Consider the following 26,604-nt stretch of genomic DNA (forward strand, 5'->3'; position numbering starts at 1 on the left):
CGGGTTGGTGGCGCGATGATCGGCGCGGACTTCGACATCTTCGATCGTGCGTTGGCGGGTGAAAGGTGTTGGATGCGTGCGGCGGACGGCACTCGACACCGATTACCGACCGGGCGTTGGCTCGGGCTCGCCGGTGGCGATCGTGGTGCTGATCGTGCGCTCACCGGCTGCTGCGACGGGCCGACGTTGGACCTCGGTTGTGGGCCAGGACGATTGGTCGCCGCCCTGTTGCAGCGTGGGGTACTCGCGCTCGGCGTGGACATCTCGCCGACGGCGGTCGCCATCACCAGGTTTCGCGGAGCGCCCGCGCTGCGCCGGGATCTGTTCGGGCCGTTGCCGGGAGCCGGTCGCTGGTCCTACGCGCTGCTGGCCGACGGCAACATCGGGATCGGTGGCGACCCGCAGCGCATCCTCACGCGTACCGCGGAACTGCTCGCGCCGGACGGACTGGCGATCGTCGAATTCGGCCGTCCCGGCAGCGGTTCGGTGACCCGGCAGATCCGGCTGGAGTCCAGGTCACATGTCGGTTCCTGGTTTCCGTGGGCGTCGGTGGGCATCGATCACGCGGAACAACTCGCGCACAGTGCGGGGTTTCGAGTGCTGAACACCGCGGAGATCGACGGCAGGCACATCGCCTGGCTGCGCCGCCACGCTTCGACGGCGGTGATCGCGTGATGTGCCGCGCTGGGTGCCGTCGATCGGCTACGTCGGTAGGTGTCCGATGAACGTGCGCGAATCCCTCCAGCGCAGAGGGGCATCCGCGGCGCGGTGGTTCCAGGTCTCCGATGCACGCGGCCCGGAGGTGGCCAGCCGGGTCGGTATCGCCCTCGGCTCCGCGATCCTGATCTGCTTCATCACCGGCCTGCTGAGCCACTGGATCCAACACCCACCCACCTGGTTCTGGTGGCCCGCCCACCCGGTGTGGCTGTACCGCCTAACCCAAGGGCTACACGTCATTTCCGGCGTAGCCGCCATTCCGCCACTGCTGGTGAAGCTGTGGGCGGTATACCCGAGGCTGTTCCAACGCCCCGTGATCGGCTCACCCCTCCGCATGCTGGAACGCGGCTCGATCGCCCTGCTAGTCGGCGCAATCCTGTTCGAACTATCCACCGGCCTCCTGAACATCGCCCAGTACTACCCCTGGAAATTCTTCTTTCCCCCCGCCCACTACGCAGTCGCCTTCGTAGCCATCGGCGCACTGGCAGTACACCTAGCAGTCAAGCTGCCCGTAATCCGCGAAGCCCTGAGCCGTCCACTCGACTCGAACCCACCCCCGACTCCAAACCCGAACACCACCCGCACCCCGCACCTGAGCCAGGGGCCTGCCTCAGCCTCGGATCGGGACGTGGTCTCGGCCCCGAACCCGGCTCCGGACTCAGCTGCGGCGCTGGCCTCGGCCGTGGGAGCGGGCTTGGACCGGGTCGAGGCTGTGAATACAGACTCCGATCCCGTTGGTCCGCGGCATGTTTCGCGACGGACTGTGCTGACTGCGGCGTGGGTTTCTGCGGGGGTGGCCGCGTTGGCGGTCGCTGGTCAAACTGTTCCAGCGCTGCGGTGGGCCGCGGTGCTCGCGCCGCGCAGTGGGGAAGGGCCGCAGGGGGTTCCGGTGAACAGGTCGGCGGCGGCGGCGGGGGTGGTCGAGTTGGCGCGGGCGGCCGACTATCGGCTGACGGTGCTGGTTGGTGATCGGCGGCGCAGCTTCACCAGGGAGGAATTGCTGGCTATGCCGCAGGCGCATGCTCGGCTGCCGATCGCCTGTGTCGAGGGGTGGAGTGCGTCCGCCGATTGGTCGGGCGTTCGACTGCGTGATCTGCTCGCGGCGGTGGGCGCCTATCCGGGCGGCGACGTGCACTTCCGGTCGTTGGAGACCAGCGGCATCTATGCGAATTCGGTTCTGCCGCACCGTCATGTCGTCGATGCGGACACGCTGGTTGCACTCTCCTTGAATGGTGCGACGCTCGACGTCGATCACGGCTATCCCTGTCGCCTCATCGCGCCGAGTCGCCCCGGCGTGCTGCAAACGAAATGGCTTTCGACGATCGAGGCACGCGCATGAACGCGATCCGAATCCTGTTGCTACTGGCCGGGCTGTGGCTCGGCTGGTACGGGATCTCCCTGTTGCTCGACTTCCCGCGCGCCGATCTGCTGTCGGTCGCGCTGTGGTTCGCCGGCGGAATCCTTTTGCACGACGCGGTATTCGCCCCGCTCTGCGCCGCCGTCGGTGTCACCGCCCGCCACCTCCTGCCCGGCACCTGGTGGGGCCCGGCCGCCTGCGGGGCGGTGTGCACGGTGGCGTTGGTCGCGATCGCCGCACCCGTGCTCGACCGCGGCCACGCCATGCCGGACAACCCGACCGTCCTCGACCGCAACTACCCACTCGGGCTCGCTGTGGCCCTCATCCTCATCTGGGCGCTGGTAGTCGCCGCAGCACTGGTAAGACTCGCCGACGATCACCGATCCCGCAGCACCGAAACACCAAGGAGCACACCATGACCAGCTACGACGACTTGCGGGCAGTGTTCATCAACTGCACCCTCAAGCGCTCGCCGGAGGTGAGCAACACCCAGGGCCTCATCGACATCAGCGCCCACATCATGGCGAAGAACGGCGTGCAGGTCTCCCACATCCGCGCGGTCGACCACGACATCGCGTTCGGTGTCTGGCCGGACATGACCGAACACGGCTGGCCCACCGACGAATGGCCCGCGCTGCAACGTCAGGTCATGGACGCCGACATCCTGGTGATAGCGGGCCCGATCTGGTTGGGCGACAACAGCTCTGTCACCAAGCAGGTGATCGAACGCCTCTACGCGAACTCCTCGATCCTCAACGACCGTGGCCAGTACGCCTACTACGGCCGGGTCGGCGGCTGCCTCATCACCGGCAACGAGGACGGCGTCAAACACTGCGCCATGAACATCCTCTACAGCCTCCAACACCTCGGCTACACCATCCCACCGCAAGCCGACGCAGGCTGGATCGGTGAGGTCGGCCCCGGCCCCTCCTACCTCGACCCGGACTCCGGCGGCCCCGCCAACGACTTCACCAACCGCAACACCACCTTCATGACCTGGAATCTCCTGCACCTGGCCCGAATGCTCAAGGACGCCAACGGCATTCCCGCCCACGGCAACCAACGCTCCGAATGGGACGCCGGCTGCCGCTTCGACTTCCAAAACCCCGAATACCGCTGAGCTCGCCGGACGGGACATGGCGGCGAAGTGCGAATAGTCGTGCCGCCCGTGCCGCCGCCGAACGCGCCGCGATCCGTGCGAAGCACACGGCCGACGAGAACTGAACCGCCACTCGGCTGTCCGTTGCCCGGTCCGTTGAACGGACTGGGCAACGGCGAAGCCTTGCGGTGCCCCTCCGCAGCACCCGTACGATCGTCTTCGTGCCTATCGCTCAGTTGAGTTTGATCACCTTGAACTGTGCCGACAAAGAGGAGCTGGCGGCGTTTTGGGCCGCTTTGCTCGGAGGGGAGATCGTTTATCGTGCCGATGATTTGGCTGTAGTGCACACCGAACGTGGGGCGCTGTGTGCGCTGTATGTGCCGGATTATCGCCCGCCGACCTGGCCCGGCGGTGACACCCCGAACAACATCCATTTCGAACTCAAGGTCGACGACCTGGACGACGCGCAGGCGAAGGCGATCGAGTTGGGTGCCCGCCTCGCCGAGGTCCAGCCGGACCCGGACACCTGGCGCGTCCTGCTCGACCCCGCCGGACACCCGTTCTGCCTCGTCCCGCATGCCCCGCTGTTCCCGCTCGGCCCCAAGAAGAACGACGCCTGAATTCTCGGCACACCATGGCGGCAAACGCGAGTAAGCCCGCCACCTGATGACCGCGGAATAGCGAGAGGGCCGGTGACGATGTGTCACCGGCCCTCTTCGGGTTATTCGATCAGCCGCGGAACGGGTACCGCTGGTCGAGGTCGAGGTTCAGCTCGACCACGTTGACGCGCGGTTCGCCGAGGAAGCCGAGGGTGCGGTCACTGGTGTGTGCGTCCACCAATGAGTGCACCTGGTCCACGGAGATGTTGCGCGCCTTGGCGATTCGTGCGACCTGGACGTCCGCGTACCTGGGCGAGATGTGCGGGTCGAGTCCACTGCCGCTGGCGGTGACCGCATCGGTGGGCACCGGGGTGTCGACGGGAGCATCACCGAAGATCGGGACGATCCGCCCCGCCGAGTAGTCCTCGCCGGGCTTGGCGCACGTCACCTGAACACCCTTGTAGGTGGACAGGAACGGCGTCGCCGGGCACGCCTCGTTGACACTCACCACCTGGGTCGGATGCGAGACCTCACCGTCGGCGTCGCGCGGCCCGATCACCGAGAGCACCGCCCCGACACCGTCTTTGGTGCAGAACGGACGGCCGCCGTCGACCCCCTCACGGTCGCCGACCTCCTTGCTGCGGGCGCACACGGTGGACAGCAGGCTCAGCTTCACGTTCGCCGGATCAGCATCGAGGGTGTCCACGATGCTCTCGGGCCCGAGGTTGCTGGCCGCGGTCGCCGTCGGGTCGTAGCCGTTGCTGCCCGCGGCGGACGGACGGCTCTGGAAGTACTGCACCAGTGCCTTGCCGTCCTTGTCGGTGAAGGACTGCCCGATCAGACTGGAGCCGACAACCTTGTCGTCGACCTTGATCAGCGACCCGTCTGCCTTGTCGTGCAGGCCCGGTATCTGGGCGACCGCGAAAACCGCTAGGGGATAGACGATTCCGGTGATCACGGTGAGCACGAGCAGCGCACGCAACGCGGCGAAGTGCTGCCGGATCCAAGTTGAAAACTGCATGTCAGGACATCCCAGGGAGGAGTTGGACGACGAGGTCGATGATCTTGATGCCGATGAACGGCGCGATGATGCCGCCGAGGCCGTAGATCAACAGGTTGCGGCTCAACAACTTCGACGCATTGGACGGCGTGTAGTTCACGCCGCGCAGCGACAGCGGGATCAGCGCGACGATGATGATCGCGTTGAAGATGACCGCGGACAGGATCGCCGACTGCGGGCTGTGCAGCCGCATGATGTTCAGCGCGTCCAGCCCGGGGAACAGCGCGATGAACAGCGCGGGCAGGATCGCGAAGTACTTGGCGATGTCATTGGCGATGGAGAACGTGGTGAGTGCACCACGGGTGATAAGCAGCTGTTTGCCGATCTCGACGATCTCGATCAGCTTGGTCGGATCGGAGTCCAGATCGACCATGTTGCCGGCCTCTTTGGCTGCCGAGGTGCCGGTGTTCATGGCGACGCCCACGTCGGCCTGGGCCAGTGCCGGTGCGTCGTTGGTGCCGTCACCGGTCATCGCGACCAGCCGACCGCCGTCCTGTTCCTTCTTGATCAGCGCCAGCTTGTCCTCCGGCGTGGCCTCGGCGAGGAAGTCGTCCACGCCCGCCTCGTCGGCAATCGCCTTGGCGGTCAACGGATTGTCGCCGGTGATCATGACGGTGCGGATGCCCATCCGGCGCATCTCGTCGAAGCGTTCCCGCATGCCTTGTTTGACAACGTCTTTGAGGTGGATCACGCCGAGCAACCGTGCGGTGCCGTCCTGGACCTCACCGACGACCAGTGGCGTGCCACCGGAGGCGGAGACGCCGTCGACGGTCACCCCGGCCTCGCTGGGCACGTTGCCCCCTTGCGCGCGAACCCATTCGATGACCGCGCTGGCCGCGCCCTTGCGCAGCTGATGCCCGTCGTTCAGGTCCACACCCGACATCCGGGTCTGCGCGGTGAACTCGACCCAGGTCGCGCCCTTCAGTTCGCCGGGCGTGCGCTCACGCTTGTTGAACGCCTGCTTGGCGTACACCACGATGGAGCGGCCTTCGGGCGTCTCGTCGGCGAGGCTGGACAGCTGGGCCGCGTCGGCCAGCTCGTCGGCCGAAATGCCGGGCATCGGAACGAATTCCGAGGCCTGCCGGTTGCCGAGGGTGATGGTGCCGGTCTTGTCCAGCAGCAGCGTGTTCACGTCGCCCGCGGCCTCGACCGCGCGCCCGGACATGGCGAGCACGTTGCGCTGCACGAGCCGGTCCATGCCCGCGATGCCGATGGCCGAGAGCAGCGCGCCGATGGTGGTCGGGATAAGGCACACGAGCAGCGAGACCATGACGATCCCGGTGATCCCGTTGACGTCCAGCGCCGAAGTATCCGGCACGCCAGGGTTGTTCGCCTTGGAGAAGATCGCCAGCGGCTGCAGTGTGACCACCGCGAAGACGAAGATGATGGTCAGCGAGGCGAGCAGGATGTTGAGCGCGATCTCGTTGGGGGTCTTCTGCCTGCTGGCGCCTTCGACGAGAGCGATCATCTTGTCGATGAAGCTCTTGCCGGGCTCCTGGGTGATCTTGACGACGATCCGGTCCGACAGCACGGTGGTGCCGCCGGTCACCGCGGAACGGTCACCGCCGGATTCCCGGATCACCGGCGCGGATTCACCGGTGATCGCCGATTCGTCCACCGAGGCAATGCCTTCCACGACATCACCGTCACCGGGGATGACCTGTCCGGCCTCGACGACGACATGATCGCCGCGCTGCAGTTCCGGTGCGGCGACACCCTCCTCGACCACCTGGCCGCCGGGCGTCCAATCCACCAAGCGCCGTGCGACGGTGTCGGTCTTGGCCTTGCGCAACGTGTCGGCCTGCGCCTTGCCGCGCCCCTCGGCCACCGCCTCGGCGAGATTGGCGAAGATCACGGTGAGCCACAGCCACACCACGATCGCCCAGGCGAAGAAGGTGGGATCGGTGATCGCGAGCACCGTCGACCAGACGGCGCCGAGCTCGACGATGAACATCACCGGGTTGCGCCACATGGTGCGCGGGTCGAGCTTGCGCACCGCGTCGGGCAGCGAGGTCAGCAGCATCTTGGGGTCGAGCGCGCCGCGCGGGACCCGGCCGGACTTCTGGGCCAGCTGCTTCTTCGACTCGTTGAACTCGTCCGGAACGGTGATTTCAGTAGTGGGACTGGTCATTTCAGTGGATTCCTTCGGCGAGCGGCCCGAGCGCGAGTGCGGGCAGGAAGGTGAGTGCGACCAGGATCACGGTGGTGCCGACGACCATGCCGATGAACTGCGGCCGGTGCGTCGGCAGTGTGCCGATCGACTCGGGGGTATTGCCTTGCTTGGCCAGCGAACCGGCGAGCGCGAGCACGAAGATGATCGGCAGGAACCGGCCGAAGACCATCGCGAGGCCGAGTGCGGTGTTGTACCACTCGGTGTTGCCGGACAAGCCCGCGAACGCTGAGCCGTTGTTGTTGGCGGCGGACGTGAAGGCGTACAACACTTCCGAGAGCCCGTGTGGCCCGGAGTTCGCCATTGCGGCGCGTTGTCCTGGCATGGCCATCGCAATCGCGGTGCCTATCAACACGATCAGCGGGCTGACCAGGAAATAGGAAGCGGCGAGCTTGATCTCGCGCGGGGTGATCTTCTTGCCGAGGTATTCCGGTGTGCGCCCGACCATCAGACCCGCGACGAAGACGGTGATCACCGCGAGGATGAGCATGCCGTAGAGCCCGGAACCCGTTCCGCCCGGCGCGACTTCGCCGAGCTGCATGTTGAACATCGTCATCATGCCGCCGAGGCTGGTGTAGGAGTCGTGGAACGAGTCGACGGCGCCGGTGGACGTCAGCGTGGTCGCGCCGGAGAAGGTCGCGGAATCGGCGACGCCGAAACGGGTTTCGACGCCTTCCATGGACGCGCCGATCGCGGTCGGCACCGTGCCGTGGTGCGCCAGCTGGAAGACATTGCTCAACGTGATGCTGACGATCGCGATCGTGCCCATCACCGCGGCGATGGCGACGCCCTGCTTCTTGCTGCCGACCATCCGGCCGAAGGTGCGCGGCAGCGAGAAACTGATCACGAGGATCAGGAAGATTTCGAGCCAGTTGGTCCAGGTGGTGGGGTTCTCGAACGGATGCGACGAGTTCGCGTTGTAGAAACCGCCGCCGTTGGTGCCCAGCTCCTTGATCACTTCTTGGCTGGCCACCGGCCCGCCGGTAATCGTCTGCTCGGTGCCGTTCAGCGTCTGCGCGACCTGGTCGTGCAGGTGGAAGTTCTGGATCACACCACCGGCGATCAGCACGATCGCGAACACGAACGCGATCGGCAGCAGGATCCGGATGGTACCCCTCACCAGGTCCACCCAGAAGTTGCCGAGATCGCCGGTGTGGCGGCGGGCGAAGCCGCGCACCAGCGCGACTGCGACGGCCATACCGACGGCCGCGGAGACGAAGTTCTGCACCGCGAGCCCGGCCATCTGCACCAGGTGGCCCTGGGTCGATTCACCGGAGTAGTTCTGCCAGTTGGTGTTCGTGACGAAGCTGACCGCGGTGTTCCAGGCCAGCGCCGGGGTCATCTCGGTGCCGGGGTTGTTCAAATGCAGTGGCAGTTTGCCCTGGAGCAGTTGCAGGAAGAACAAGAACAGGATGCTGACCGCCGAGAAGGCGAGCACACTGCGGGCATACACGCCCCAGGTCTGCTCGACCTCGGGCTGCACGCCGATCGCCTTATAGAGGGCGCGCTCGGCGCGGGAGTGCTTGGTGTTGTTGTAGACCCGGAACATGTAGTCGCCGAGCGGCACATGCACCAGGGCAAGCGCGATGATCAGGGATGCGATGAAGGCGATCCCCGCTGTGGTCGTGTTCACCTAGAACCTCTCGGGGAAAAGCAGTGCCGCGACCATGTAAATCGCAACGGAGATGGCGAGAACCAAACCGATCAGGTTCGCGATCACAGCTTCTCCACCCCTCGCTGGATCAGCCCCAGCAGGGCGAAGATCGCCACGGTGAGCACCGTGAACACCACGACAGACATGTTTAAATCAACCTCCATCACGGCGCTCCGGTTGTGGAGCGCGCCCAGGCGAGTCAAGTCTTCGATCAGGCCCGTGCCGAGGTTCCTTACGACTCCTTAGCGCGACAAATGCTTGCCTTTGCGCTTCGTTTACACCCGGCTCCGGATAGCTGAAAGGATGCCGTCAAAGTGCGCGGCAACACCGTCAACACACCGTAAAGATCGGTGTGATCTCTATCTGGGCGGGTAGTAGTTGAGGGCCGGCCAGGCGGACCACTCCAGCGCAACCGGTTGTTCGCATTGGTCGCAAGAGAGGATCGAAATTGTCGGCTGTCACCATCGCCGTCATCGTCGGGTTCGTGTGCTGCGCGCTGTTCATTCGCGCGCTGGGGGCACGGGGCGCGGGCAGGCAGGTTCAGCGAGTGGTCGCCGACAACGACCGACGCACCTGGCCCGGCATCGGGCCTGGACCGTTCGATGCTTGAGCAGCAGCGCGCCGTGATGTTCACGTGGTGCGCGGTTCAGCGACCACGACGCGCAATGATGGACGAGTGAAACGCGGACAACTCCGCATCTACCTCGGCGCCGCGCCGGGAGTCGGTAAGACCTACGCCATGCTCGGCGAGGCACACCGACGGCTCGAGCGCGGCCGCGACGTGGTGGCTGCGGTGGTCGAAACACACGGGCGGTCCAAGACCGCCGCCCTGCTGGAGGGCATCGAGCGGGTTCCACCCAAGGTGGTGGAGTACCGCGGTGCCGAGCTGTCCGAGCTCGACGTCGACGCGGTGCTGCGCCGCCATCCGGCGGTGGCGCTGGTGGACGAGTTGGCGCACACCAACGCGCCGGGCGGCAGGCACGAAAAGCGTTGGCAGGACGTCGAAGAGCTCCTGGACGCGGGCATCGATGTGATCTCCACGGTCAACGTGCAGCACCTGGAGAGCCTCAACGATGTCGTCGAGCAGATCACCGGCATCCAGCAGCGCGAGACCGTGCCGGACGCGGTGGTACGCGGCGCGGATCAGGTCGAGCTGGTCGACCTCACGCCGGAAGCGTTGCGGCGCAGGCTGTCCCACGGCAACGTGTACGCGGCCGACAAGGTGGATGCCGCGCTGCGCAACTACTTCCGGCCCGGAAATCTCACCGCGCTAAGGGAATTGGCGCTGCTCTGGCTGGCCGATCAGGTCGACGCCGCATTGTCGAAGTACCGGGCCGATCACAAGATCACCGATCTGTGGGAGGCCCGCGAGCGCGTCGTCGTCGCGGTGACCGGCGGGCCGGAATCGGAGACCGTGGTGCGCCGGGCCAGTCGCATCGCGAGCAAGGCCAGCGCCGAACTCGTCCTGGTGCACGTCGTGCGCGGCGACGGGCTGGTCGGGGTATCCACCGAACGGCTGACCCGGTTGCGCGAACTCGCCGCCAGCCTGGATGCCTCGCTGCACACGGTCACCGGTGACAACGTGCCGACCGCGCTGCTGGATTTCGCCCGCGAGGTGAACGCGACGCAGCTGGTGCTCGGTACCTCGCGGCGGTCCAGGTGGGCCAGGATGCTCGACGAGGGCATCGGCTCCAGCGTGGTGCAGCAGTCGGGAAAGATCGACGTGCACATGGTGACGCACGAGGAAGCTCACCGTGGTCTGCGCCGGTATTCGCTCATGCCGCGCCAGCCGATCCGGGCCTGGCTCGCGGCCGTGCTCGTTCCGCTCGCGGTGTGCGGGATCTGTGACGTGTTCCTCGACGGCTACCTGCAGCTCGGCGGTCTCAGCGCGGTGTTCTTCATCGGCGTCGTCGCTGTCGCGTTGCTCGGTGGTGTTGTGCCCGCGGCTTTTTCGGCGCTGCTGTCCGGGCTGCTGCTCAACTGGTTCTTCGCCGATCCGCGCTACAGCCTGACCATCGCCGCGCCGGACAGCTTCGTCACGGTGGTGGTGTTGCTGTTCGTCGCGGTCGCGGTGGCGGCGCTGGTCGACGTGGCCGCCAGGCAGACCCGGCAGGCGCGGCGGGCCTCGCAGGAGGCCGAGTTGCTGACGCTGTTCGCCGGTGCCGTGCTGCACGGCGCGGATCTGCCGAACCTGCTCGAGCAGGTTCGAGAGACCTATGGCTTGCGTGCCGTCAGCATGCAGTGCGGTGAGCACGTGGTCGCCGCGGTGGGCACGAATCCGCCGCAGCGCGCCGCCGACGCCGACACCGCGATTCAGGCGGGCGACGCGTCGAGCTGGCTGCTGCTGTCCGGACGGCCGTTGGCCGCCGCCGACCGACCGGTGCTCAACGCCGTCGCCAACCAGGCGGCCGGGCTGGTGCGGCAATCCAGGCTCGCCGAGGAGGCCAACGCCGCTGCGGCATTGCTCGAGGCCGACCGGTTGCGCCGTGCGCTGCTCTCCGCAGTGAGTCACGACCTGCGCACGCCGCTGGCCGGGGCCAAGGCCGCGGTGTCCAGCCTGCGCAGCGACGACATCGAGTTCTCCGCCGAGGACACCACCGAATTGCTGGAGACCATCGAGGAATCGGTGGATCAGCTGACCGCGCTGGTCGGCAACCTGCTCGACTCGTCCCGGCTGGCCGTCGGCGTGGTGAAACCACAGCTGCAGCGGGTGTACATGGACGAGGTGGTGCATCAGGCGCTGGTCAGCGTCGGCATGGGCGCGCGCGGGTTGCGGCGCGCGGCGATGGATCGGGTGAAGGTGGAGGTCGGCGACGTCTCCGTGCGCGCGGACGCCGGGCTGCTGGAACGGGTGGTGGCCAACCTGATCGATAACGCGCTGCGGCACGCCACGCGCGACACGCCGGTGCGGGTCACCGCCGAACGCGAGGGCGACCGCGTATCAATCGCAGTGGTGGATGTCGGCCCCGGCGTGCCGCAGGGCACCGAGGAACAATTGTTCGAGCCGTTCCAACGGCTCGGCGACCGTGACAACACCACCGGCGTCGGGCTCGGCCTTTCGGTGGTCCGCGGTTTCGTCGAGGCGATGGGCGGCACCGTGCACGCCGAACCGACCCCTGGCGGAGGATTGACCATGATCGTGGACCTGCCTGCCGACGAAACGGAAGCGAGCAGCTGATGATGAGTACATCGACAGTGGGAGCACCGCAGCCCCGGACCACACAGGAAGCCGTGATGACCGACAAGAAGCAGGACGCCCCACCGATCAAGGTGCTGGTGGTCGACGACGAACCGCAGATCGTGCGCGCGCTGCGGATCAACCTGTCCGTCCGCGGCTACGAGGTGATCACCGCGGGCACCGGCGGCGCCGCGCTGCGTGCGGCCGCCGACAAGCATCCCGACGTGGTGATCCTCGACCTCGGACTGCCCGATATCGACGGCATCGAGGTGCTCGCCGGGTTGCGCGGCTGGACCTCGGCGCCGGTGATCGTGCTCTCCGCGCGCACCGACTCGGCGGACAAGGTCGAGGCGCTGGACGCCGGCGCCGACGACTACGTCACCAAGCCGTTCGGCATGGACGAGCTGCTGGCCAGGCTGCGCGCCGCGGTCCGGCGCGGCGCCGCCGACACCGACTCCTCCGATCCGGTGGTGGTGACCTCGTCGTTCACCGTCGACCTCGCCGCCAAGAAGGTGACCAAGAACGACGAGACGGTGCATCTCACGCCGACCGAGTGGGGCATGCTCGAGATGCTGGTGCGCAACAAGGGCAAACTGGTCGGGCGCAAAGAGCTGCTGCGCGAGGTGTGGGGCCCGTCGTATGCGACCGAAACCCATTACCTGCGTGTGTATTTGGCGCAGTTGCGGCGCAAGCTCGAGGACGATCCGTCACACCCCAAGCACCTGCTGACCGAGGCCGGGATGGGCTACCGGTTCCAAGAGTGAGCTCGGAGACAAGCCAGGACAACTGATATCGCGAGGACATGGGTAACTCGCCGGGGACGGGCTGGCTCGACTTGTCCCTTGCCGCCGGTCGCCAACGAAACTCGAGTGGCACACGAGTCTGGCCTGAAGACTCGGAGAGGCGGGGGAGCTGGCAGGATCGAGCCTATGGCTGAACAAACACCCGCGACTGCGGCATCACAACCGACCGAACTATGGGTCGAGCGCACCGGGACGCGGGCGTACACCGGGCGCAGCTCGCGCGGCGCCGAGGTATTGATTGCTTCACAGGGCGTGCCGGGCGCCTTCACTCCCGGTGAGCTGCTGAAGATCGCACTGGCAGGTTGCTCGGGCTTGAGCGCGGACTTCTCGCTCGCGCGCAAACTCGGCGACTCCTTCGACGCGACGATTCGGGTGTCCGGGGACGCGGATCGGGAGAACGAGCTGTACCCGCAGTTGGACGAGACGTTCGAGCTCGATCTCAGCGAATTGGACCAGGAGGCGAGGGAGCGGTTGCTGGTTACCGTGCAGCGCGCCATCGACAAGGCATGCACAGTGGGCCGGACTCTGCAGGCGGGGACGAAGGTGACTTTGTCCTTCGATGTCGAAGCCTGATGGGCGAAACCGCTGAGCTGATCCGGCTGAGCGCGTGGGTGCACGGCCGCGTCCAGGGGGTGGGATTCCGCTGGTGGACGCGGTCGCGTGCGTTGGAGCTCGGGGTGACCGGGCACGCAACCAATGCTCGGGATGGGCGGGTGCACGTTGTCGCGGAGGGGCCGCGAGACGACTGCGAGCGGTTGCTCGAACTGCTACGTTCCGGGGATACGCCTGGTCGGGTGACCTTGGTTGTGGAAAGCTGGGAGCCCGCGCGGGGTGATTTGACCGGATTCGAGGAGCGGTAGTGGTGGGCCGGGATAGGACGAGGACTCGACAGTGAGCACGCACAATCCCGGTGACGAGCGGCCGGGGAACGAGCCGAACGAACCCGCCGCCGCGGCGGAGCAACCGTCGAGCACGCCCGGGGCGCACGAAGTGAATACCCCAGGACCGGCGGCCGCGGACGATCCGAATCCCGGCGCGACACCCTCGACCATCCCCGGACTGCCCACTGTTTTTCCGGAATCTTCTGCACCGCAACAGGTCCCGCCACGACGGGGCAGCGTGCAGCGGCAGGAGCCGGGCATCACCCAGCCGCGCCCGCCGACGGTGGCCGAGGCACGGGCCAGGGACAAGGCGCGCAAGCGGGCCGAGGAAGCGCAGCAGGCCGCCGTCGCGGCGGGCGAGGCCAAGAAGCGCACGCGTAAGCGGGTGATGATCGGCGGTGTGGCGATCGTCGGTGTCGCTGCGCTGGTCGGTGGCGGGTACCTCGCCTACCGGGCGTTCACCGCGCCGGACAAGGTCACCGCGTCGTGCGTGAAGACCGAGAACGGTCAGGAAATCGTCGTCGATGACAGCTATTGCGGCGACGGTCGCCAGGGCTTCGTCAGTGACGGCGGCATCGGACCCGGCCTGATCATCCTCGGCGGCGGCCCGCAGTACCGCTACTACTACGGCGGCACGCCGACCATCGGCAAACCACCGACCGGTGGCACCACCGTGAAACCCAAGAGCGCCGAGATAAAGACCAAGAGCGGCACCACAATTCAGCGCGGCGGACTGGGCAGCAAGAGCACCGGCGGAGGATCATAGTGCGGCGAGTGCGCAGTACGCCCCGGCCGGATTGGCAGCAGATCACCGAGAGCCAGGGCCTCGTCTACGGCGTGCCCGGCCGCGACGCCGGCGGTCAGCCACGACCGTACTGGGACGAGTCGGTGTACTACGAGTTCGAGATGGACGAAATCCTCGCGCTGGAAGCCGATGTCGAGCTGCTGCACTCGATGTGCCTGGACGCCGTCGAGCACGTTGTGCTGACCGAACGGTTCAAGGATTTCGGTCTGCCCGAATGGAGTTGGGGGCCGATCGCCGAATCCTGGCGGCGCAATGACCCTTACGTCTACGGACGGTTCGACCTGCGTTACGACGCACGGCGTCCGGCGAAACTGCTGGAATACAACGCCGATACGCCGACCTCGCTGCTGGAGGCGGCGATTGTGCAGTGGCACTGGCTGACCGCGCTCTATCCCGGCGGCGATCAGTGGAATTCGTTGCACGAGAAGCTCGTCGAGCGCTGGACCGAGCTGCGCGACATCCTGCCGACCGCGCAGCTGCACTTCAGCTGGTCGGGGGCCGACGCCACCGGTGAGGACAACGTCACCACCGCGTACATGCAGGAGACCGCGGCCGAGGCCGGGTTCGACACCATCGCGTTGCCGATCGAAGAGGTCGGATTCGACACGGAGCTGGCGCGTTTCGTCGATCTGGCCGAGGCGCCGATCGAGGCGATCTTCAAGCTGTACCCGTGGGAATGGGCCCTGGACGACGACTTCGGCAAGCGGGTGGTGGGCAGCCTGCCGCAGACCATGTGGATCGAACCGCTGTGGAAGACGTTGCTCAGCAACAAAGCGATCCTCGCGATCCTGTGGGAGATGTACCCCGGGCATCCGAATCTGTTGCCCGCCTACCTCGATCAGCCCAACGAGCTCACCGAATACATCCGCAAGCCGAAGCTCGGCCGCGAGGGCGCCAACATGACCATCGTCGGCGCCGGTCTGGAAACCGCCACCGGCGGCGTCTATGGCGAAGAGGGCTACGTCTACCAATTGCTCGATCCGCTACCGGAATTCGACGATATGCGTCCCGTGCTCGGTGCCTGGATCGTCGGCGACACCGCCGCGGGCCTCGGCATTCGCGAGACCGCCGGACTGATCACCGACGACGGCTCCGCCTTCGTCCCGCACCGCATCGCCCAATCCGCCTCGGAAGGATCATGATGACCACAGTCGCCCTCGAATCGGGGTACTGGAGCTCGCTCGGCGAGGGCGTGGGAGCGATCATCCTCTACGCCCTGATCGGCCTGGTACTGATGCTCGTCGGCTTCTACGCCATCGACCTGACCACCCCCGGTAAGCTGCGCGCACTGGTCGTCCAGGGCAAGCCCAACGCCATCATCGTCGCCGCCGCAGGCATGATCAGCATGGCCCTCATCGTCGTCCTCGCCATCCTCGCGGTCGGCACCGGCGGCAAGCTCTCCGAGGGCCTCATCGCCGCCCTCATCTTCGGCCTCGTCGGCATCATCGCCCAGGTGGTCTCGGTCCGCGTCATCGAAAAAGCCCTCGGCATCGACATCGGCGCCACCCTGTACGCCGACACCTACACCCCCGAAGTCCTGGTGGTAGCCGCCGCCCACTTCGCCCTCGGCCTGGTAGTAGCCTTCGCCATCCTCTGACCGCCTGGTGTGGAGTAGCGCACCACGGTGCGCCACTCGCTCAGCGGCTCGTTGATCGCTCCCATGCGCAGGTGATCATTGGAGATCTCCGAGAGTGCCGAACCACTGCACCATGAGAAGGTGCACTTCCCGTGCGCGGTCATCGATGAGGTAGATGAGTTGTCCGGCGTGGGCGGGACCGAATGCCCAGCGACGCACTGCCCCGTCGGGGTTGTCGGCGTTCTGTGGTTGGCCGGCCCACGGCGTCAACTCGAGGACCGTGAGGACTTCGGCGAACTCGTGCAGAACGTCGGTCGGGAGTGCCGCAATCTGTTCGGTTGTGTCGGGGTCGGGGACGATGAGGTACAAGTGGCGTTATTCCTCAACCCGCCTGCAACCGGCGCGTTATCAGCCTGCGTACGTCGTCTATCGACACACCCGTCTTGCGGCCACCGTCGGCTTGGATCCGCTCGGCTTTGTCGAGCATCCGCTGGTAAGAGCCGGGTTCTCGGATCTCCATCACGGCAGTGTGCTGCCACTTGTTGAGCAGTGCGTCGATCTCTTCGAGGGTGTGGGACTTCTTGGCCTGTTCGAGGACAACATCCCATTCGCGGTCGAATTCGGCGCGCAGTTCAGGGGGGAGCGCGGCCCGCAGCGCGTTCGGTTCCGCCGCAGGCACGGCGGCGTTTGCCGGGTCGGAGCGTCGGGCTTCCATGAGATTCACGATAACCCGTGGTGGTGACAATGTCGCCGACATGGGCTGACACTCGACTGCCAGTCGAGTGTCAGCCCGCGTCACTGGCGGACGGGGTCAGTGTGGGGTGGGTTGTTTCGTCAGGGTGATTGCGGTTGCGGCTAGTGCTGCGCTGGTCCACAGGGCTGAGGTGGGGGTTCCGGTGATGGAAATGGCCAGGCCTGCGGTGGCTGGGCCGAGGGCGGCGCCGAGGTTGAGGGCGGCGGTGGCGAAGGCGCCGCTCAGGTGCGGGGCTGTCGGTGCTGCGGTGGTGACGATTCGGCCGATCACCGTGGAGCCGAGTGCGAAGGATGCGGTGCCGCCGACTGTCGCCATGATCAGCAGGGCCGGTAGGTAGCTTGCGGTCAGTGCTGTCGTGAGCCAAATGATGAGCAGCGCAATGGATCCGGCTGTGAGGATGGCGTGGGCGTATCGATCGGCATAGTGGCCGGCAAGGGTGACGCCGACGAAAGATCCGAATCCGAACAGTGCCAGGACTATTGGTACCCATCCGGGCTCGGCTTCGCTGACGTTGGTGGTGATTACCGCCAGATAGGTGAAGGTGGCGAACGTCGCTGCGTTTACCACGCTGCCGAGCATCAGCATGATCCGTACGCGCGGTAGGCCCAAGGCGCGCCACTCGGTCCACGGGGAAGTGTCGTCGGCTGGTCCCTGCTTCCTGGGTTCTGTCCGAACCAGCAACCAAGTGCCAACCAGCGCAGGCACACTCACGATGGCGACCGCCCAGAACGCGGATCGCCAGCCGAGTGTCTGGCCGAGGAAGGCTCCGGCGGGGACGCCGGCGATGCAGGCCAGGGTGACGCCGGACAGGATGATGGAGGTTGCTCGGCCGACCCGGTGCGGACCGGCGAGGGTGGGTAGGGCGGCCAGGGTGACCGCGAGAAATCCGGCGTTGGCTACCGCCGCGATCACCCGGGTGGCGAGCAGGACCCCGAACGTGGTGGTGAGTGCACCGACGACGTGGGCCGCGATGAACAGCGACAAGCATCCGGTCAGTGCATACCGGGCGGGCCAACGACCGGCGGTCATCGCCGTCAGCGGGGCACCGACGATCATTCCGACCGCGAACAGCGATGTGAGTAACCCGGCTGCGCCGAGCGAAACTCCAACGTCGGCGGCGACGGGCTCGATCAGCCCGGACAACATGAATTCCGATGTCCCCTGCGCGAATACGGCGACACCCAACACGAAAATAACTACCGGCATACAAAGACTCCCAGACTCTGTTCGACACCGAGCCACCCCTCCGGCGCATCGAGCGGCAACGGAGGGGAGGCGGAGCAGATATCGCCCACAACGGGGCGACGCTCGAGGTCGAACGACCGGGCAGGTCGATTCGCGCATGGCGAGGGACGCCACCTGGTCGTTCGACAGGTGGCTAGAGTCTGGACGCCTCTGGAGAAGTCACGAGCGACACCATAGCAACGGCACCGCCCGTGACGGCAAGGGAATTAGTGGCCGCGGGCGATCCAGTCTGCGAGGGAAGGCTTTTCGGTGCCGATGGTGGTGGCGTCGCCGTGGCCGGTGTGCACTGTTGTTTCGTCGGGGAGGGTGAGCAGGCGGTCGCGGATGGACGCGATGATGGTGTCGAAGTCGGAGTAGGAGCGGCCGGTGGCGCCGGGGCCGCCGGAGAACAGGGTGTCGCCGGTGCAGAGGGCGGCCGCTTCGGGGAGATGCAGGGAGACCGAGCCGGGGGAGTGGCCGGGGGTGTGCAGGATGTCGATGTCGGTGTCGGCCACCGTGATTCGGGGAGTGTCGGCCAGGGAGTGGTAGCCGACGTCGGGGTGGGTCATCCGCCAGAGGGGTTCGTCGGCGGGGTGCAGCAGGATGGGCGCGTCGAGGCGGGTGCTCAATTCCGGTGCGACGGTGACGTGGTCGTTGTGACCGTGGGTGCACAGGATGGCGACGACGTTGCGGTTGCCGACGGCGTCGGCGATCGCGTCCGCGTTGTGTGCGGCGTCGACGACGAGGACGTCGTGGTCGTCGCCGATGAGCCAGACGTTGTTGTCGACGTCCCAGGTGCCGCCGTCGAGGGAGAAGGTGCCGGAGGTGATGACGCGATCGATCCTCACCGGACCACCACCGAACGCAGCACATCGCCCGCGTGCATCGCGGTGAACGCAGCTTCTACCTGGTCGAGCGAAATGCGTTCGGTGACAAAGCGTTCCAGCGGCAGGCGGCCCTGCAGGTGCAGGTCGATCAGGGTGGGGAAGTCGCGTTCGGGCAGGCAGTCGCCGTACCAGGACGACTTCAGCGCGCCGCCGCGGGAGAACAGGTCGATCAGCGGCATCTCGATGGTCATGTCCGGCGTGGGGACGCCGACCAGGACCACGGTGCCCGCCAGGTCGCGGGCGTAGAACGCCTGCTTCCAGGTTTCCGGTCGGCCGACCGCCTCGATCACGACGTCGGCGCCGAAGCCGTCGGTGTACTCCTGGATCTTCTCGACCACGTCCTCGCTGGTCGCGTCGATGGTGTGGGTCGCGCCGAAGTCGGTGGCCCAGGCCAGCTTTCGGGCATCCCGGTCGACCGCGATGATGGTCTTCGCACCGGCCAGCCGCGCACCGGCGATGGCCGCGTCGCCGACACCGCCGCAGCCGAGCACCGCGACGGTGTCGCCGCGGGACACGTTGCCGGTGTTCAATGCCGCGCCGATGCCCGCCATCACGCCGCAGCCGAGCAGCCCGGCCACCGCGGGATCGGCCGCGGGATCGACCTTGGTGCACTGTCCTTCGTGTACCAGCGTCTTGTCGACGAACGCGCCGATGCCGAGCGCCGGGCTCAGTTCGGTGCCGTCGGTGAGCGTCATCTTCTTGCTCGCGTTGTGGCTCGCGAAGCAGTACCAGGGCCGACCGCGCTTACAGGCCCGGCACTCGCCGCACACGGCCCGCCAGTTCAGGATGACGAAATCGCCGACCTCGACGTGGGTGACCGCAGCGCCGACGGTCTCCACGATCCCCGCGGCCTCGTGCCCGAGCAGGAACGGATACTCGTCGTTGATGCCACCCTCGCGGTAGTGCAGATCGGTGTGGCAGACGCCGCAGGCCTGCACCCGCACGACCACGTCGTGGGCGCCGGGATCGGGAATCACCACGTCGACGATCTCGACCGGCGCGCCTTTGCTACGGGCGATGACACCGCGCACGGTTTCCGACACCTATGCCTCCTAGGGGTTTTCGTCGACGCGAACCCTGACCGCCCGCGCACTGAGCATCGTCCATACTGCCGCGCCCGGGGAGGTGACACCAGCGCCGGGTCCGGTCGGGCGGCAAGGGTTGACATTCCATTGTGGAGGGTTCATTCTGAGAGCGTATTCCACTATGGAGGGTGGAACCGTCGACAAGGAACCGCAGATGGAAATCTCGACTGGTACCCGCGCCTCGAACGCCGAACGCGAGAAGGTGGTGCGTCTGCTCGCCAGGCACCTGGACGATGGGCGGATCGACCTCGCCGAGTACGACCAGCGCACCGCGCAGGTGTACGCGACCACCACCACGGACGACCTGCAGCTGGTGCTGTCGGATCTGCCCAAGTTGCCGAAAGAGTCTGCCGGAAAGGCAGATTCGCCGTCCCGGATGCCGATCTGGCAGAAGATCGAGGGCTCGAGCTGGCTCGGCGTGAGCGTGCTCGTCCTGTCTATCTGGGGTGCGATTTCGCTGAGCGTCGGCGAATTCACCTATCCGTGGCCGATCTGGGTGATCGGGCCGTGGGGTGCGGTGCTCGTGTTCCGGATGCTGACCGGGTTCGAGTCCGGTCGGTGCTCGCGCCGCATGGGCTGACGCGGGCGCGACCTAGGGCCAAGGTGGCGTAGCACTCTGCGATGTCGCGTGGCGACCCGAGCCCGCTGAATTCGGCGGCGGGCTCGACCGGTGGCGGCGCGCGGGCGGCTCGTCGAGCTGGTCGGTCCATGGCCGGGTGTATTCGTCGCGTTGCCGAGGCGGCTGTTCGCGAGGCGCCTGCCGTTGGCGCGGCATGGATCGCGCGGGCCAGGACGGTTCGGGGTTCGGCGCGGGTCGTTGCCGGGGCGGCGAAAGTTCCTCGTAGCGGCCCGCTTCCGCGTAGTCGTGCGGCAAGGCCGAACTGCCTCTGCGTTGTAGCGGCAGGTCGGGTTCGCCGCGCTGCGAATCATAGTGGGGCTGTACGGTTTCCCTGCGGTATGCCCGCGACGGCGGCTCTGGTGGAGTGGGTTGGTCCAGTTGCGACTGGATGGCATCGAGCCGTCGGCGTCTTGCCCAGGCCTCGGCCGGGTCCTCGTAGGGAGACTGCGCGGGTGCGTCGTCGTCGCGGGACCATTCGTTGGCCGGTTGCGCGGACCTCGCCCGTTTGCGCCGCTCGAGTGGGGGCCGCGCGTTCTCGTCGCGGACCGGCCAATGCGGTGCGGGGTCCTCATAGTGGGGTGCGGGGTGGTCCTCCCACCGGGCCGGTTCCTCATAGGGTGCAGGTTCGAAGTCCGCACGCGAGCGCGCGGGTACGGAGGAAGGCCACTGCGAGCGCAACTGTTCCGGCTGAGGGACGGCGTCCGCATACGGGGCGGGTCCGAACTCTTCGCGCGACGAGCGCGGTGCAGCGGAATGCCACTGTGCGCGTGCCGGTTCCGGCTCGTCGTACGGTGACCGCACTGGCTCGGCGTCTTCGTACTGGAACCTGGAGGGGGCGAGGGGATCTCGCCGTAGGCGTGCCGGTTCTGGGTGGTCGTATGGCGACTGCGCTGGCTCGGCGTCTTCGTACTGGAACCTGGACGGCGCAAGAGGATCTCGGCGTGCGCGTGCCCGTTCAGGCTCGTCGTAGGGTGACCGCGCCGGTTCGACGTCCTCGTATCGGGACCTGCCGGATGTGATCGGATCACGGCGCGAGCGTGCGGGCGTGGTCGGGATAGGGGCCGACTCTTCGTCGAGCGGTGCGGCATTCCGCGGCTCACGACGGGAGTGCTTGGACGGCAGCTCGTTTCGGTGTGCCCGTGTCGAAATGGATTCCGCACGCCGAGGTGTCGGGCGAGGCAGGCCGGGCTGCATGATCGGGAGTTCGCGGGTTTCCTGAGTCGCGCTCACGCCCTTCTCGCGATAGGTCGCCGGGATGTCGTGGGTGCGCAGCCAGGCGCCAGGGTCGTGCCTGCCGTGCCGATCCAGTTGCGGGACAACCTCTTCGAGCAGTTCGAGGATCTCACCTTCGTCATCACCGAGCGCGGTGCGGATCTCGGGGAAGGTCTCGGGGTGGAAGACCCACATCCATTCGTAGGGCGGATAGGTGCCACCCAGATCGCGGCCGTGGAAGACGAGGTCGCCGGACCGGGCGATCTTCGCGCGCATCGACCAACCCTCGGATTCCACCAGGAACTCTCGCGTTCCGGCCCGGTCGGCGAGGGATTCGCCGTCGTCGGCCCGGAGTATGTCGGGTATCCATCGGCTCTTGCGCGCGCGGCCGTGCGATGCGCCACGGACTTCCGCCCGACCTTTGGCGTGGCCGCTGCGAATCTGCGCACCGTCCTTACGGCTTTCGACGCGCTCCGCCTCGAGCTCGTCGTCCTGCTCGCGATAGTCGGTCGACGTGACCTCGAACCACGCCGCACCGAGCCCGGCGGCCAACAACGCACCCGCGATGGCGACCTCGACCCACTTGTCCGCCAGCATGGCACTCTTGCTGTTCTCGCACGCGTACAGAAACAACAGGCTGCCGAGTACGAGCGCCGCGATTCGGGCAAGCCGGAACGCCGTACTGGTCCCGGCTGGGGCTGGCATCCTGTGGCGCTCCAAACATTCCCGCTGGCGAATCAGACTGGATCGTATGCGGCGACGTCGCCGGGCGTCAGGGCGTGCGGCGAGTCCGTCGGTCTATTGGTGTAAAGGTTCCGCTGAGGTCTCGAGTTCGTTACCTGCGGGCATCGGCACGCCCTGTCTCGGCGCGCTGACGTCCTGCATATGGTGGGCGCGTCGGTCGCCGCGCCGGATCCGGTGCGGTAGACAGTAGGGCGACGCGTCCGGCAAACCTCGGGCACATCGAAATACGCGATATCGCGGGATGACTCGATAACCTACGTGTATCGCCGAAGCACCATACGGTCACCTGCGCCGTCCCGCGTCGGGGGTATTCGACACTCGACGGATACCATGGCTGGTCGCCCGCGTCTGGTGACCAGGCAGAACGCAGCGGCATGCGCGACGGGCCCGGCGATAGGCGCGTGCGGAACCCGACGAAGGCCGCCAACCGAACACGGCGACGTGAGCGTTCGGCCCGGAGGAGGCAGCTTGCGTAACCACGGAGGGGCGGCGAAGGTCGCCAATCCCACACGGAAAGGTCGTCGAACTTGCATCTCAAGAGCCTGACGTTGAAGGGCTTCAAGTCCTTCGCGTCTGCGACGACGCTGCGGTTGGAACCCGGTATCACGTGTGTGGTCGGTCCGAACGGATCCGGCAAGTCCAACGTGGTCGACGCGTTGACCTGGGTGATGGGCGAGCAGGGCGCGAAGGCGCTGCGCGGCGGCAAGATGCAGGACGTGATCTTCGCGGGCACCGCGGGCCGCGCACCGCTCGGCCGCGCCGAGGTCACCCTCACCATCGACAATTCCGACGGCGCGCTGCCGATCGACTACGCCGAGGTGTCCATCACCCGGCGGATGTTCCGCGACGGCGCGGGCGAATACGAGATCAACGGCAGCTCCTGCCGACTGATGGATGTGCAGGAACTGCTCAGCGACTCCGGCATCGGCCGCGAGATGCACGTCATCGTCGGGCAGGGCCAGCTCTCGGCCATTCTGGAATCGCGCCCGGAGGATCGGCGCGCGTTCATCGAAGAGGCCGCGGGCGTGCTCAAGCACCGCAAGCGCAAAGAGAAGGCGGTCCGCAAGCTGGACGCCATGCAGGCCAACCTGGCCCGCCTCACCGACCTCACCACCGAACTGCGCCGCCAGCTCAAACCGCTCGGCAGGCAGGCCGAGGTGGCCCGCCGCGCGCAGACCGTGCAGGCCGACCTGCGCGACGCGCGGATGCGCCTGGCCGCCGACGACCTGGTGACCCGGCGCGGCGAACTGGAGAGCCAGCAGAGCAAGGAGGCGTACGCGCGCGAGCAGCACATCAACGTGCAGAGCGAACTCGACGCCGCCAATGCCGCACTGGCGCAGCAGGAATTCCAGCTGTCCAGGCTGACGCCGAGCGCCGAGGCCGCCGCGCAGATCTGGTTCCAGCTGTCCGCGCTGGCCGAGCGGGTCAACGCGACCATCCGGATCGCGCAGGACCGTGCCCGTCACCTCGACACCGAAACCCCGGTCGGCAGCGGACGCGATCCGGAGCAGCTGGAGGCCGAGGCCGAGCGGGTGGAGGCCGAGGAGGCCGAGCTGCGCGAGGCGGTCGAGATCGCGACCGAGACCCTCGAAGCGGCCAGGGACGCGCTGGGCGAACGCGAGCAAGCCGCCAAGGCCGCCGAGCAGGCGCACCTCGCCGCGGTGCGCGCGATCGCGGACCGTCGCGAAGGGGTGGCGCGGCTGGTCGGCAAGGTCGACACGTTGCGCACCAGGGCACAGTCTTTCGATGGCGAGATCGCCCGGCTGACCACGTCGATCGCCGACGCTCGGCAGCGCGGCGAGGCCGCACAGGCCGAATTCGACACGGTGCAGACCGAACTCAGCGAGCTGGACGCCGGCGAGGCGGGCCTGGACGCACAGCACGAGCATGCGACGCAGGCGCTCGCGCTGGCCGATCAACGCGTGACCGAATTGCGCGAGCAGGATCGTGAGGCGAGCAAGCGGGTCGCGTCCCTGTCCGCGCGGATCGAGGCGCTCGGCATGGGCCTCGCCCGCCGCGATGGCGCCGCCTGGTTGGTCGAGCATCGGTCGCAGGGTCTGCTCGGGCCGCTGTCCGGACTGTTGCGGGTGCACGGCGGGTTCGAAGCCGCGGTCGCCGCCGCGCTCGGTCCGCTGGCGGATGCTGTCGCGGCGGACACCGGTGAGTCGGCGCACGACGCCATCCGCGCGTTGAAGGACGCCGACGGTGGGCGTGCCGCACTGGTATTCGGTGCCGCGGGCGGCAGCGCTCCGCAGCTCGGCCCGCTGCCCGGCGCCGCCCGCTGGCTCGCCGACGTGGTGGAGTGCCCGGACAGCGTGCGCGGCGCGATCACCGCGCTCACCGCCGGCATCGCCGTCGCCGACGACTTGGCTACCGCAAGGTCGGTGGTGGCGGCCCGTCCGGACCTGCGGGTGGTCACCCGCGACGGCGACCTCACCGGAACCGGTTGGCTGCTCGGCGGATCCGACCGCGCGCCGAGCCAGCTGGAGATCCAGGCCGACATCGACGGCGCCAAGACCGACCTCGTCGCGGCGCAGCGACGGGCCGAGGAACTGGAGGCGGCACTGTCCGGCGCGCTGGCCGAACAGGCCGACCGCAAGGACGCCGTCGACCAGGCGTTGCTCGCGCTGCACGAATCCGATCAGTCGCTGGTCGCCATCTACGACCGGCTCGGCAGGCTCGGCCACACGGCCCGCACCGCGCAGGCCGACAGCGAGCGCCTGCTCGCCCAGCGCACGGAAACCGAAGCGAGCCGGGAGGAATCGCTCACCGCGCTGGCCGAAATCGAGGACCGGCTGCGCAACGCCGAACTCGAACAGTCCGAGATCGACTCCGACGGCGCCTCCGCCGGGACCGAGACCGCGGGCCGCGAACGTGAAGAGGCCGCCGCCGCGCTGGCCGAGGCACGCTCGATGGAGGTGGAGGCGCGACTCTCGGTGCGCACCGCCGAGGAACGCGCGGAATCGGTTCGTGGCAAGGCGGATTCGCTGCGCCGGGCCGCGCGCGCCGAGCGCGAGACCCGCGCCCGCGCCGAACGCGCCCAGGCGTCGCGCAAGAAGGCCGCCGAAGTCGCTGCGGCCGTTGCCGAATCCGGTGCCCGCGTCGCCGCGGAGCTGGAAAAGGTTGTCGCCGAGGCGGGTACCCGTCGGGACGATCTGGTTCGCCGCCGCGGCGAAGCCGCCGCCCAGGTCGAGCAGGTCAAGGAGCGGGTGCGCGTGCTGTCCACCCAGCTGGCCCAGCTCACCGACGCGGTGCACCGCGACGAAGTGGCGAAAGCCCAAGCGGCACTGCGCATCGAGCAGCTCGAGACGACCATCTCCGAGCAGTTCGGCATCGCGCTCAACGACCTGATCGCCGAGTACGGCCCCGATGTGCCGCTGCCGCCGACCGACCTGGAATGGCAGGAGTACGAGCAGGCCAAGGAGCGCGGCGAACAGGTCACCGCGCCCGCGCCGATGCCCTACGACCGGCCCACTCAGGAACGTCGCGCCAAACGCGCCGAGAAGGATCTCACCACCCTCGGCAAGGTGAATCCCCTTGCGCTGGAGGAGTTCGCCGCGCTCGAGGAGCGCTACAACTTCCTGGCCACTCAGCTCGAAGACGTCAAGAGCGCGCGCAAGGACCTCCTGGAAGTAGTGGCCGAGGTGGACGCCCGGATTCTGCAGGTGTTCACCGAGGCGTGGGAGGACGTCGAGCGTGAGTTCGTCGGCGTCTTCTCGAAACTGTTCCCCGGTGGCGAAGGCCGCCTGATCCTCACCGACCCGTCCGACATGCTCACCACCGGCATCGAGGTGGAGGCCAGGCCGCCAGGCAAGAAGGTCAAGCGGCTGTCGCTGCTCTCCGGTGGCGAGAAGTCGCTCACCGCAGTCGCATTGCTGGTCGCCATCTTCCGCGCTCGCCCGTCCCCGTTCTACGTGATGGACGAGGTCGAGGCCGCGCTCGACGACACCAACCTGCGCCGCCTGATCGGCCTGTTCGAGCAGCTGCGCGAGAAGAGCCAGCTGATCGTCATCACCCACCAGAAGCCGACCATGGAAATCGCCGACGCCCTCTACGGCGTGAGCATGCGCGGCGACGGCATCACCCAGGTCATCTCTCAGCGCCTGCGGGGCCAGAACGTGGCCCCGGCCCCGGTAGGCGCCGCCGCCAGCTGAGCCGCACACTCGCTGATCTCCCGCAC

The 26,604-nt window shown here is 67.3% G+C and carries 26 protein-coding genes; 15 read left to right on the forward strand and 11 right to left on the reverse strand.

The window, feature by feature from the left end; translation table 11 throughout:
• Nucleotides 1–72: 72 nt before the first annotated feature.
• The 5 genes from ABZ942_RS02475 to ABZ942_RS02495 all read left to right on the forward strand — a co-directional run bounded on the left by ABZ942_RS02475 (nt 73) and on the right by ABZ942_RS02495 (nt 3,793).
• Nucleotides 73–675, forward strand: coding sequence for a class I SAM-dependent methyltransferase (locus ABZ942_RS02475; RefSeq protein ID WP_357378263.1), 603 nt, complete (start codon nt 73–75; stop codon nt 673–675).
• Between the two features lie 46 nt (nt 676–721).
• Nucleotides 722–2,056: a molybdopterin-dependent oxidoreductase gene (locus tag ABZ942_RS02480; protein ID WP_357378265.1), complete on the forward strand. Its 1,335-nt coding sequence runs from the start codon at nt 722–724 to the stop codon at nt 2,054–2,056.
• Nucleotides 2,053–2,493, forward strand: coding sequence for a hypothetical protein (locus ABZ942_RS02485; RefSeq protein WP_357378267.1), 441 nt, complete (start codon nt 2,053–2,055; stop codon nt 2,491–2,493). The genes ABZ942_RS02480 and ABZ942_RS02485 overlap by 4 nt, the downstream gene beginning before the upstream one ends.
• Nucleotides 2,490–3,194 carry a flavodoxin family protein gene (locus ABZ942_RS02490; RefSeq protein ID WP_357378269.1) on the forward strand — a complete coding sequence of 235 codons (705 nt, stop codon included), beginning with the start codon at nt 2,490–2,492 and terminating at the stop codon, nt 3,192–3,194. The genes ABZ942_RS02485 and ABZ942_RS02490 overlap by 4 nt, the downstream gene beginning before the upstream one ends.
• A gap of 200 nt (nt 3,195–3,394) precedes the next feature.
• The gene (locus tag ABZ942_RS02495) at nt 3,395–3,793 is read left to right on the forward strand and encodes a VOC family protein (RefSeq protein ID WP_357378271.1); all 399 of its coding nucleotides are present in this window, start codon (nt 3,395–3,397) and stop codon (nt 3,791–3,793) included.
• A 109-nt stretch (nt 3,794–3,902) separates the two neighbouring features.
• Here ABZ942_RS02495 and ABZ942_RS02500 read toward each other — a convergent pair whose 3' ends face one another.
• From ABZ942_RS02500 to ABZ942_RS02520, 5 genes are read right to left on the reverse strand one after another with little or no spacing between them, the layout of a single operon-like run.
• Nucleotides 3,903–4,793: a potassium-transporting ATPase subunit C gene (locus ABZ942_RS02500; protein ID WP_357378273.1), complete on the reverse strand. Its 891-nt coding sequence runs from the start codon at nt 4,791–4,793 to the stop codon at nt 3,903–3,905.
• 1 nt (nt 4,794) lies between these two features.
• A complete protein-coding gene (kdpB, locus tag ABZ942_RS02505; protein ID WP_357378275.1) occupies nt 4,795–6,963 on the reverse strand; it encodes a potassium-transporting ATPase subunit KdpB in 2,169 nt (722 codons plus the stop codon).
• A gap of 1 nt (nt 6,964) precedes the next feature.
• Nucleotides 6,965–8,635, reverse strand: coding sequence for a potassium-transporting ATPase subunit KdpA (kdpA, locus tag ABZ942_RS02510; RefSeq protein WP_357378277.1), 1,671 nt, complete (start codon nt 8,633–8,635; stop codon nt 6,965–6,967).
• Nucleotides 8,636–8,722, reverse strand: a complete 87-nt coding sequence (locus ABZ942_RS02515; protein ID WP_357379335.1) for a potassium-transporting ATPase subunit F — start codon at nt 8,720–8,722, stop codon at nt 8,636–8,638.
• Entirely contained in the window at nt 8,719–8,820 is a 102-nt protein-coding gene (locus ABZ942_RS02520; RefSeq protein ID WP_357378279.1) for a potassium-transporting ATPase, read from the reverse strand. Before ABZ942_RS02520 ends, ABZ942_RS02515 begins: the two co-directional genes overlap by 4 nt.
• Before the next feature lie 284 nt (nt 8,821–9,104).
• On the opposite strand from ABZ942_RS02520, the gene ABZ942_RS02525 reads away from it, so the two are divergent.
• The 8 genes from ABZ942_RS02525 (at nt 9,105) to ABZ942_RS02560 (ending at nt 15,920) form a co-directional block, all read left to right on the forward strand.
• A complete protein-coding gene (locus tag ABZ942_RS02525; protein WP_357378281.1) occupies nt 9,105–9,266 on the forward strand; it encodes a hypothetical protein in 162 nt (53 codons plus the stop codon).
• 66 nt (nt 9,267–9,332) lie between these two features.
• Complete coding sequence (locus ABZ942_RS02530; protein WP_357378283.1) at nt 9,333–11,834, forward strand: sensor histidine kinase KdpD; 2,502 nt, start codon at nt 9,333–9,335, stop codon at nt 11,832–11,834.
• A gap of 56 nt (nt 11,835–11,890) precedes the next feature.
• Nucleotides 11,891–12,598, forward strand: coding sequence for a response regulator (locus ABZ942_RS02535; protein WP_357378285.1), 708 nt, complete (start codon nt 11,891–11,893; stop codon nt 12,596–12,598).
• A gap of 165 nt (nt 12,599–12,763) precedes the next feature.
• Nucleotides 12,764–13,210 carry an OsmC family protein gene (locus ABZ942_RS02540; RefSeq protein ID WP_357378287.1) on the forward strand — a complete coding sequence of 149 codons (447 nt, stop codon included), beginning with the start codon at nt 12,764–12,766 and terminating at the stop codon, nt 13,208–13,210.
• Nucleotides 13,210–13,497, forward strand: a complete 288-nt coding sequence (locus ABZ942_RS02545) for an acylphosphatase (RefSeq protein WP_357378289.1) — start codon at nt 13,210–13,212, stop codon at nt 13,495–13,497. The genes ABZ942_RS02540 and ABZ942_RS02545 overlap by 1 nt, the downstream gene beginning before the upstream one ends.
• A 31-nt stretch (nt 13,498–13,528) precedes the next feature.
• A complete protein-coding gene (locus ABZ942_RS02550; protein WP_357378291.1) occupies nt 13,529–14,284 on the forward strand; it encodes a hypothetical protein in 756 nt (251 codons plus the stop codon).
• The gene (locus ABZ942_RS02555; protein WP_357378293.1) at nt 14,284–15,465 is read left to right on the forward strand and encodes a glutathionylspermidine synthase family protein; all 1,182 of its coding nucleotides are present in this window, start codon (nt 14,284–14,286) and stop codon (nt 15,463–15,465) included. Before ABZ942_RS02550 ends, ABZ942_RS02555 begins: the two co-directional genes overlap by 1 nt.
• A complete protein-coding gene (locus ABZ942_RS02560; protein WP_357378295.1) occupies nt 15,465–15,920 on the forward strand; it encodes a DUF350 domain-containing protein in 456 nt (151 codons plus the stop codon). Before ABZ942_RS02555 ends, ABZ942_RS02560 begins: the two co-directional genes overlap by 1 nt.
• 75 nt (nt 15,921–15,995) lie before the next feature.
• Here the strand turns inward: ABZ942_RS02560 and ABZ942_RS02565 are convergent, their stop codons facing one another.
• The 5 genes from ABZ942_RS02565 to ABZ942_RS02585 form a co-directional block, all read right to left on the reverse strand.
• Nucleotides 15,996–16,268, reverse strand: coding sequence for a hypothetical protein (locus ABZ942_RS02565; RefSeq protein ID WP_357378297.1), 273 nt, complete (start codon nt 16,266–16,268; stop codon nt 15,996–15,998).
• A 13-nt stretch (nt 16,269–16,281) separates the two neighbouring features.
• A complete protein-coding gene (locus tag ABZ942_RS02570) occupies nt 16,282–16,614 on the reverse strand; it encodes a DUF6247 family protein (protein WP_357378299.1) in 333 nt (110 codons plus the stop codon).
• A gap of 96 nt (nt 16,615–16,710) precedes the next feature.
• Complete coding sequence (locus tag ABZ942_RS02575) at nt 16,711–17,859, reverse strand: Cmx/CmrA family chloramphenicol efflux MFS transporter (protein WP_357378301.1); 1,149 nt, start codon at nt 17,857–17,859, stop codon at nt 16,711–16,713.
• Nucleotides 17,860–18,104: 245 nt separating this feature from the next.
• Nucleotides 18,105–18,725 carry an MBL fold metallo-hydrolase gene (locus tag ABZ942_RS02580; RefSeq protein WP_357378303.1) on the reverse strand — a complete coding sequence of 207 codons (621 nt, stop codon included), beginning with the start codon at nt 18,723–18,725 and terminating at the stop codon, nt 18,105–18,107.
• Entirely contained in the window at nt 18,722–19,807 is a 1,086-nt protein-coding gene (locus tag ABZ942_RS02585) for an S-(hydroxymethyl)mycothiol dehydrogenase (RefSeq protein ID WP_357378305.1), read from the reverse strand. The genes ABZ942_RS02580 and ABZ942_RS02585 overlap by 4 nt, the downstream gene beginning before the upstream one ends.
• Before the next feature lie 196 nt (nt 19,808–20,003).
• Here ABZ942_RS02585 and ABZ942_RS02590 point away from each other — a divergent pair, with 196 nt between their 5' ends.
• Nucleotides 20,004–20,429 carry a DUF1707 domain-containing protein gene (locus ABZ942_RS02590; RefSeq protein WP_357378307.1) on the forward strand — a complete coding sequence of 142 codons (426 nt, stop codon included), beginning with the start codon at nt 20,004–20,006 and terminating at the stop codon, nt 20,427–20,429.
• Nucleotides 20,430–20,441: 12 nt separating this feature from the next.
• Here ABZ942_RS02590 and ABZ942_RS02595 read toward each other — a convergent pair whose 3' ends face one another.
• Nucleotides 20,442–22,385 (reverse strand): hypothetical protein, encoded by a 1,944-nt coding sequence (locus tag ABZ942_RS02595; protein WP_357378309.1) that lies wholly within the window; start codon nt 22,383–22,385, stop codon nt 20,442–20,444.
• A gap of 566 nt (nt 22,386–22,951) precedes the next feature.
• Here ABZ942_RS02595 and smc point away from each other — a divergent pair.
• Nucleotides 22,952–26,578 carry a chromosome segregation protein SMC gene (smc, locus tag ABZ942_RS02600; protein ID WP_357378311.1) on the forward strand — a complete coding sequence of 1,209 codons (3,627 nt, stop codon included), beginning with the start codon at nt 22,952–22,954 and terminating at the stop codon, nt 26,576–26,578.
• Nucleotides 26,579–26,604 lie beyond the last annotated feature (26 nt).

Source organism: Nocardia sp. NPDC046473 (genome assembly GCF_040645995.1).
Classification (GTDB): Bacteria; Actinomycetota; Actinomycetes; order Mycobacteriales; family Mycobacteriaceae; genus Nocardia.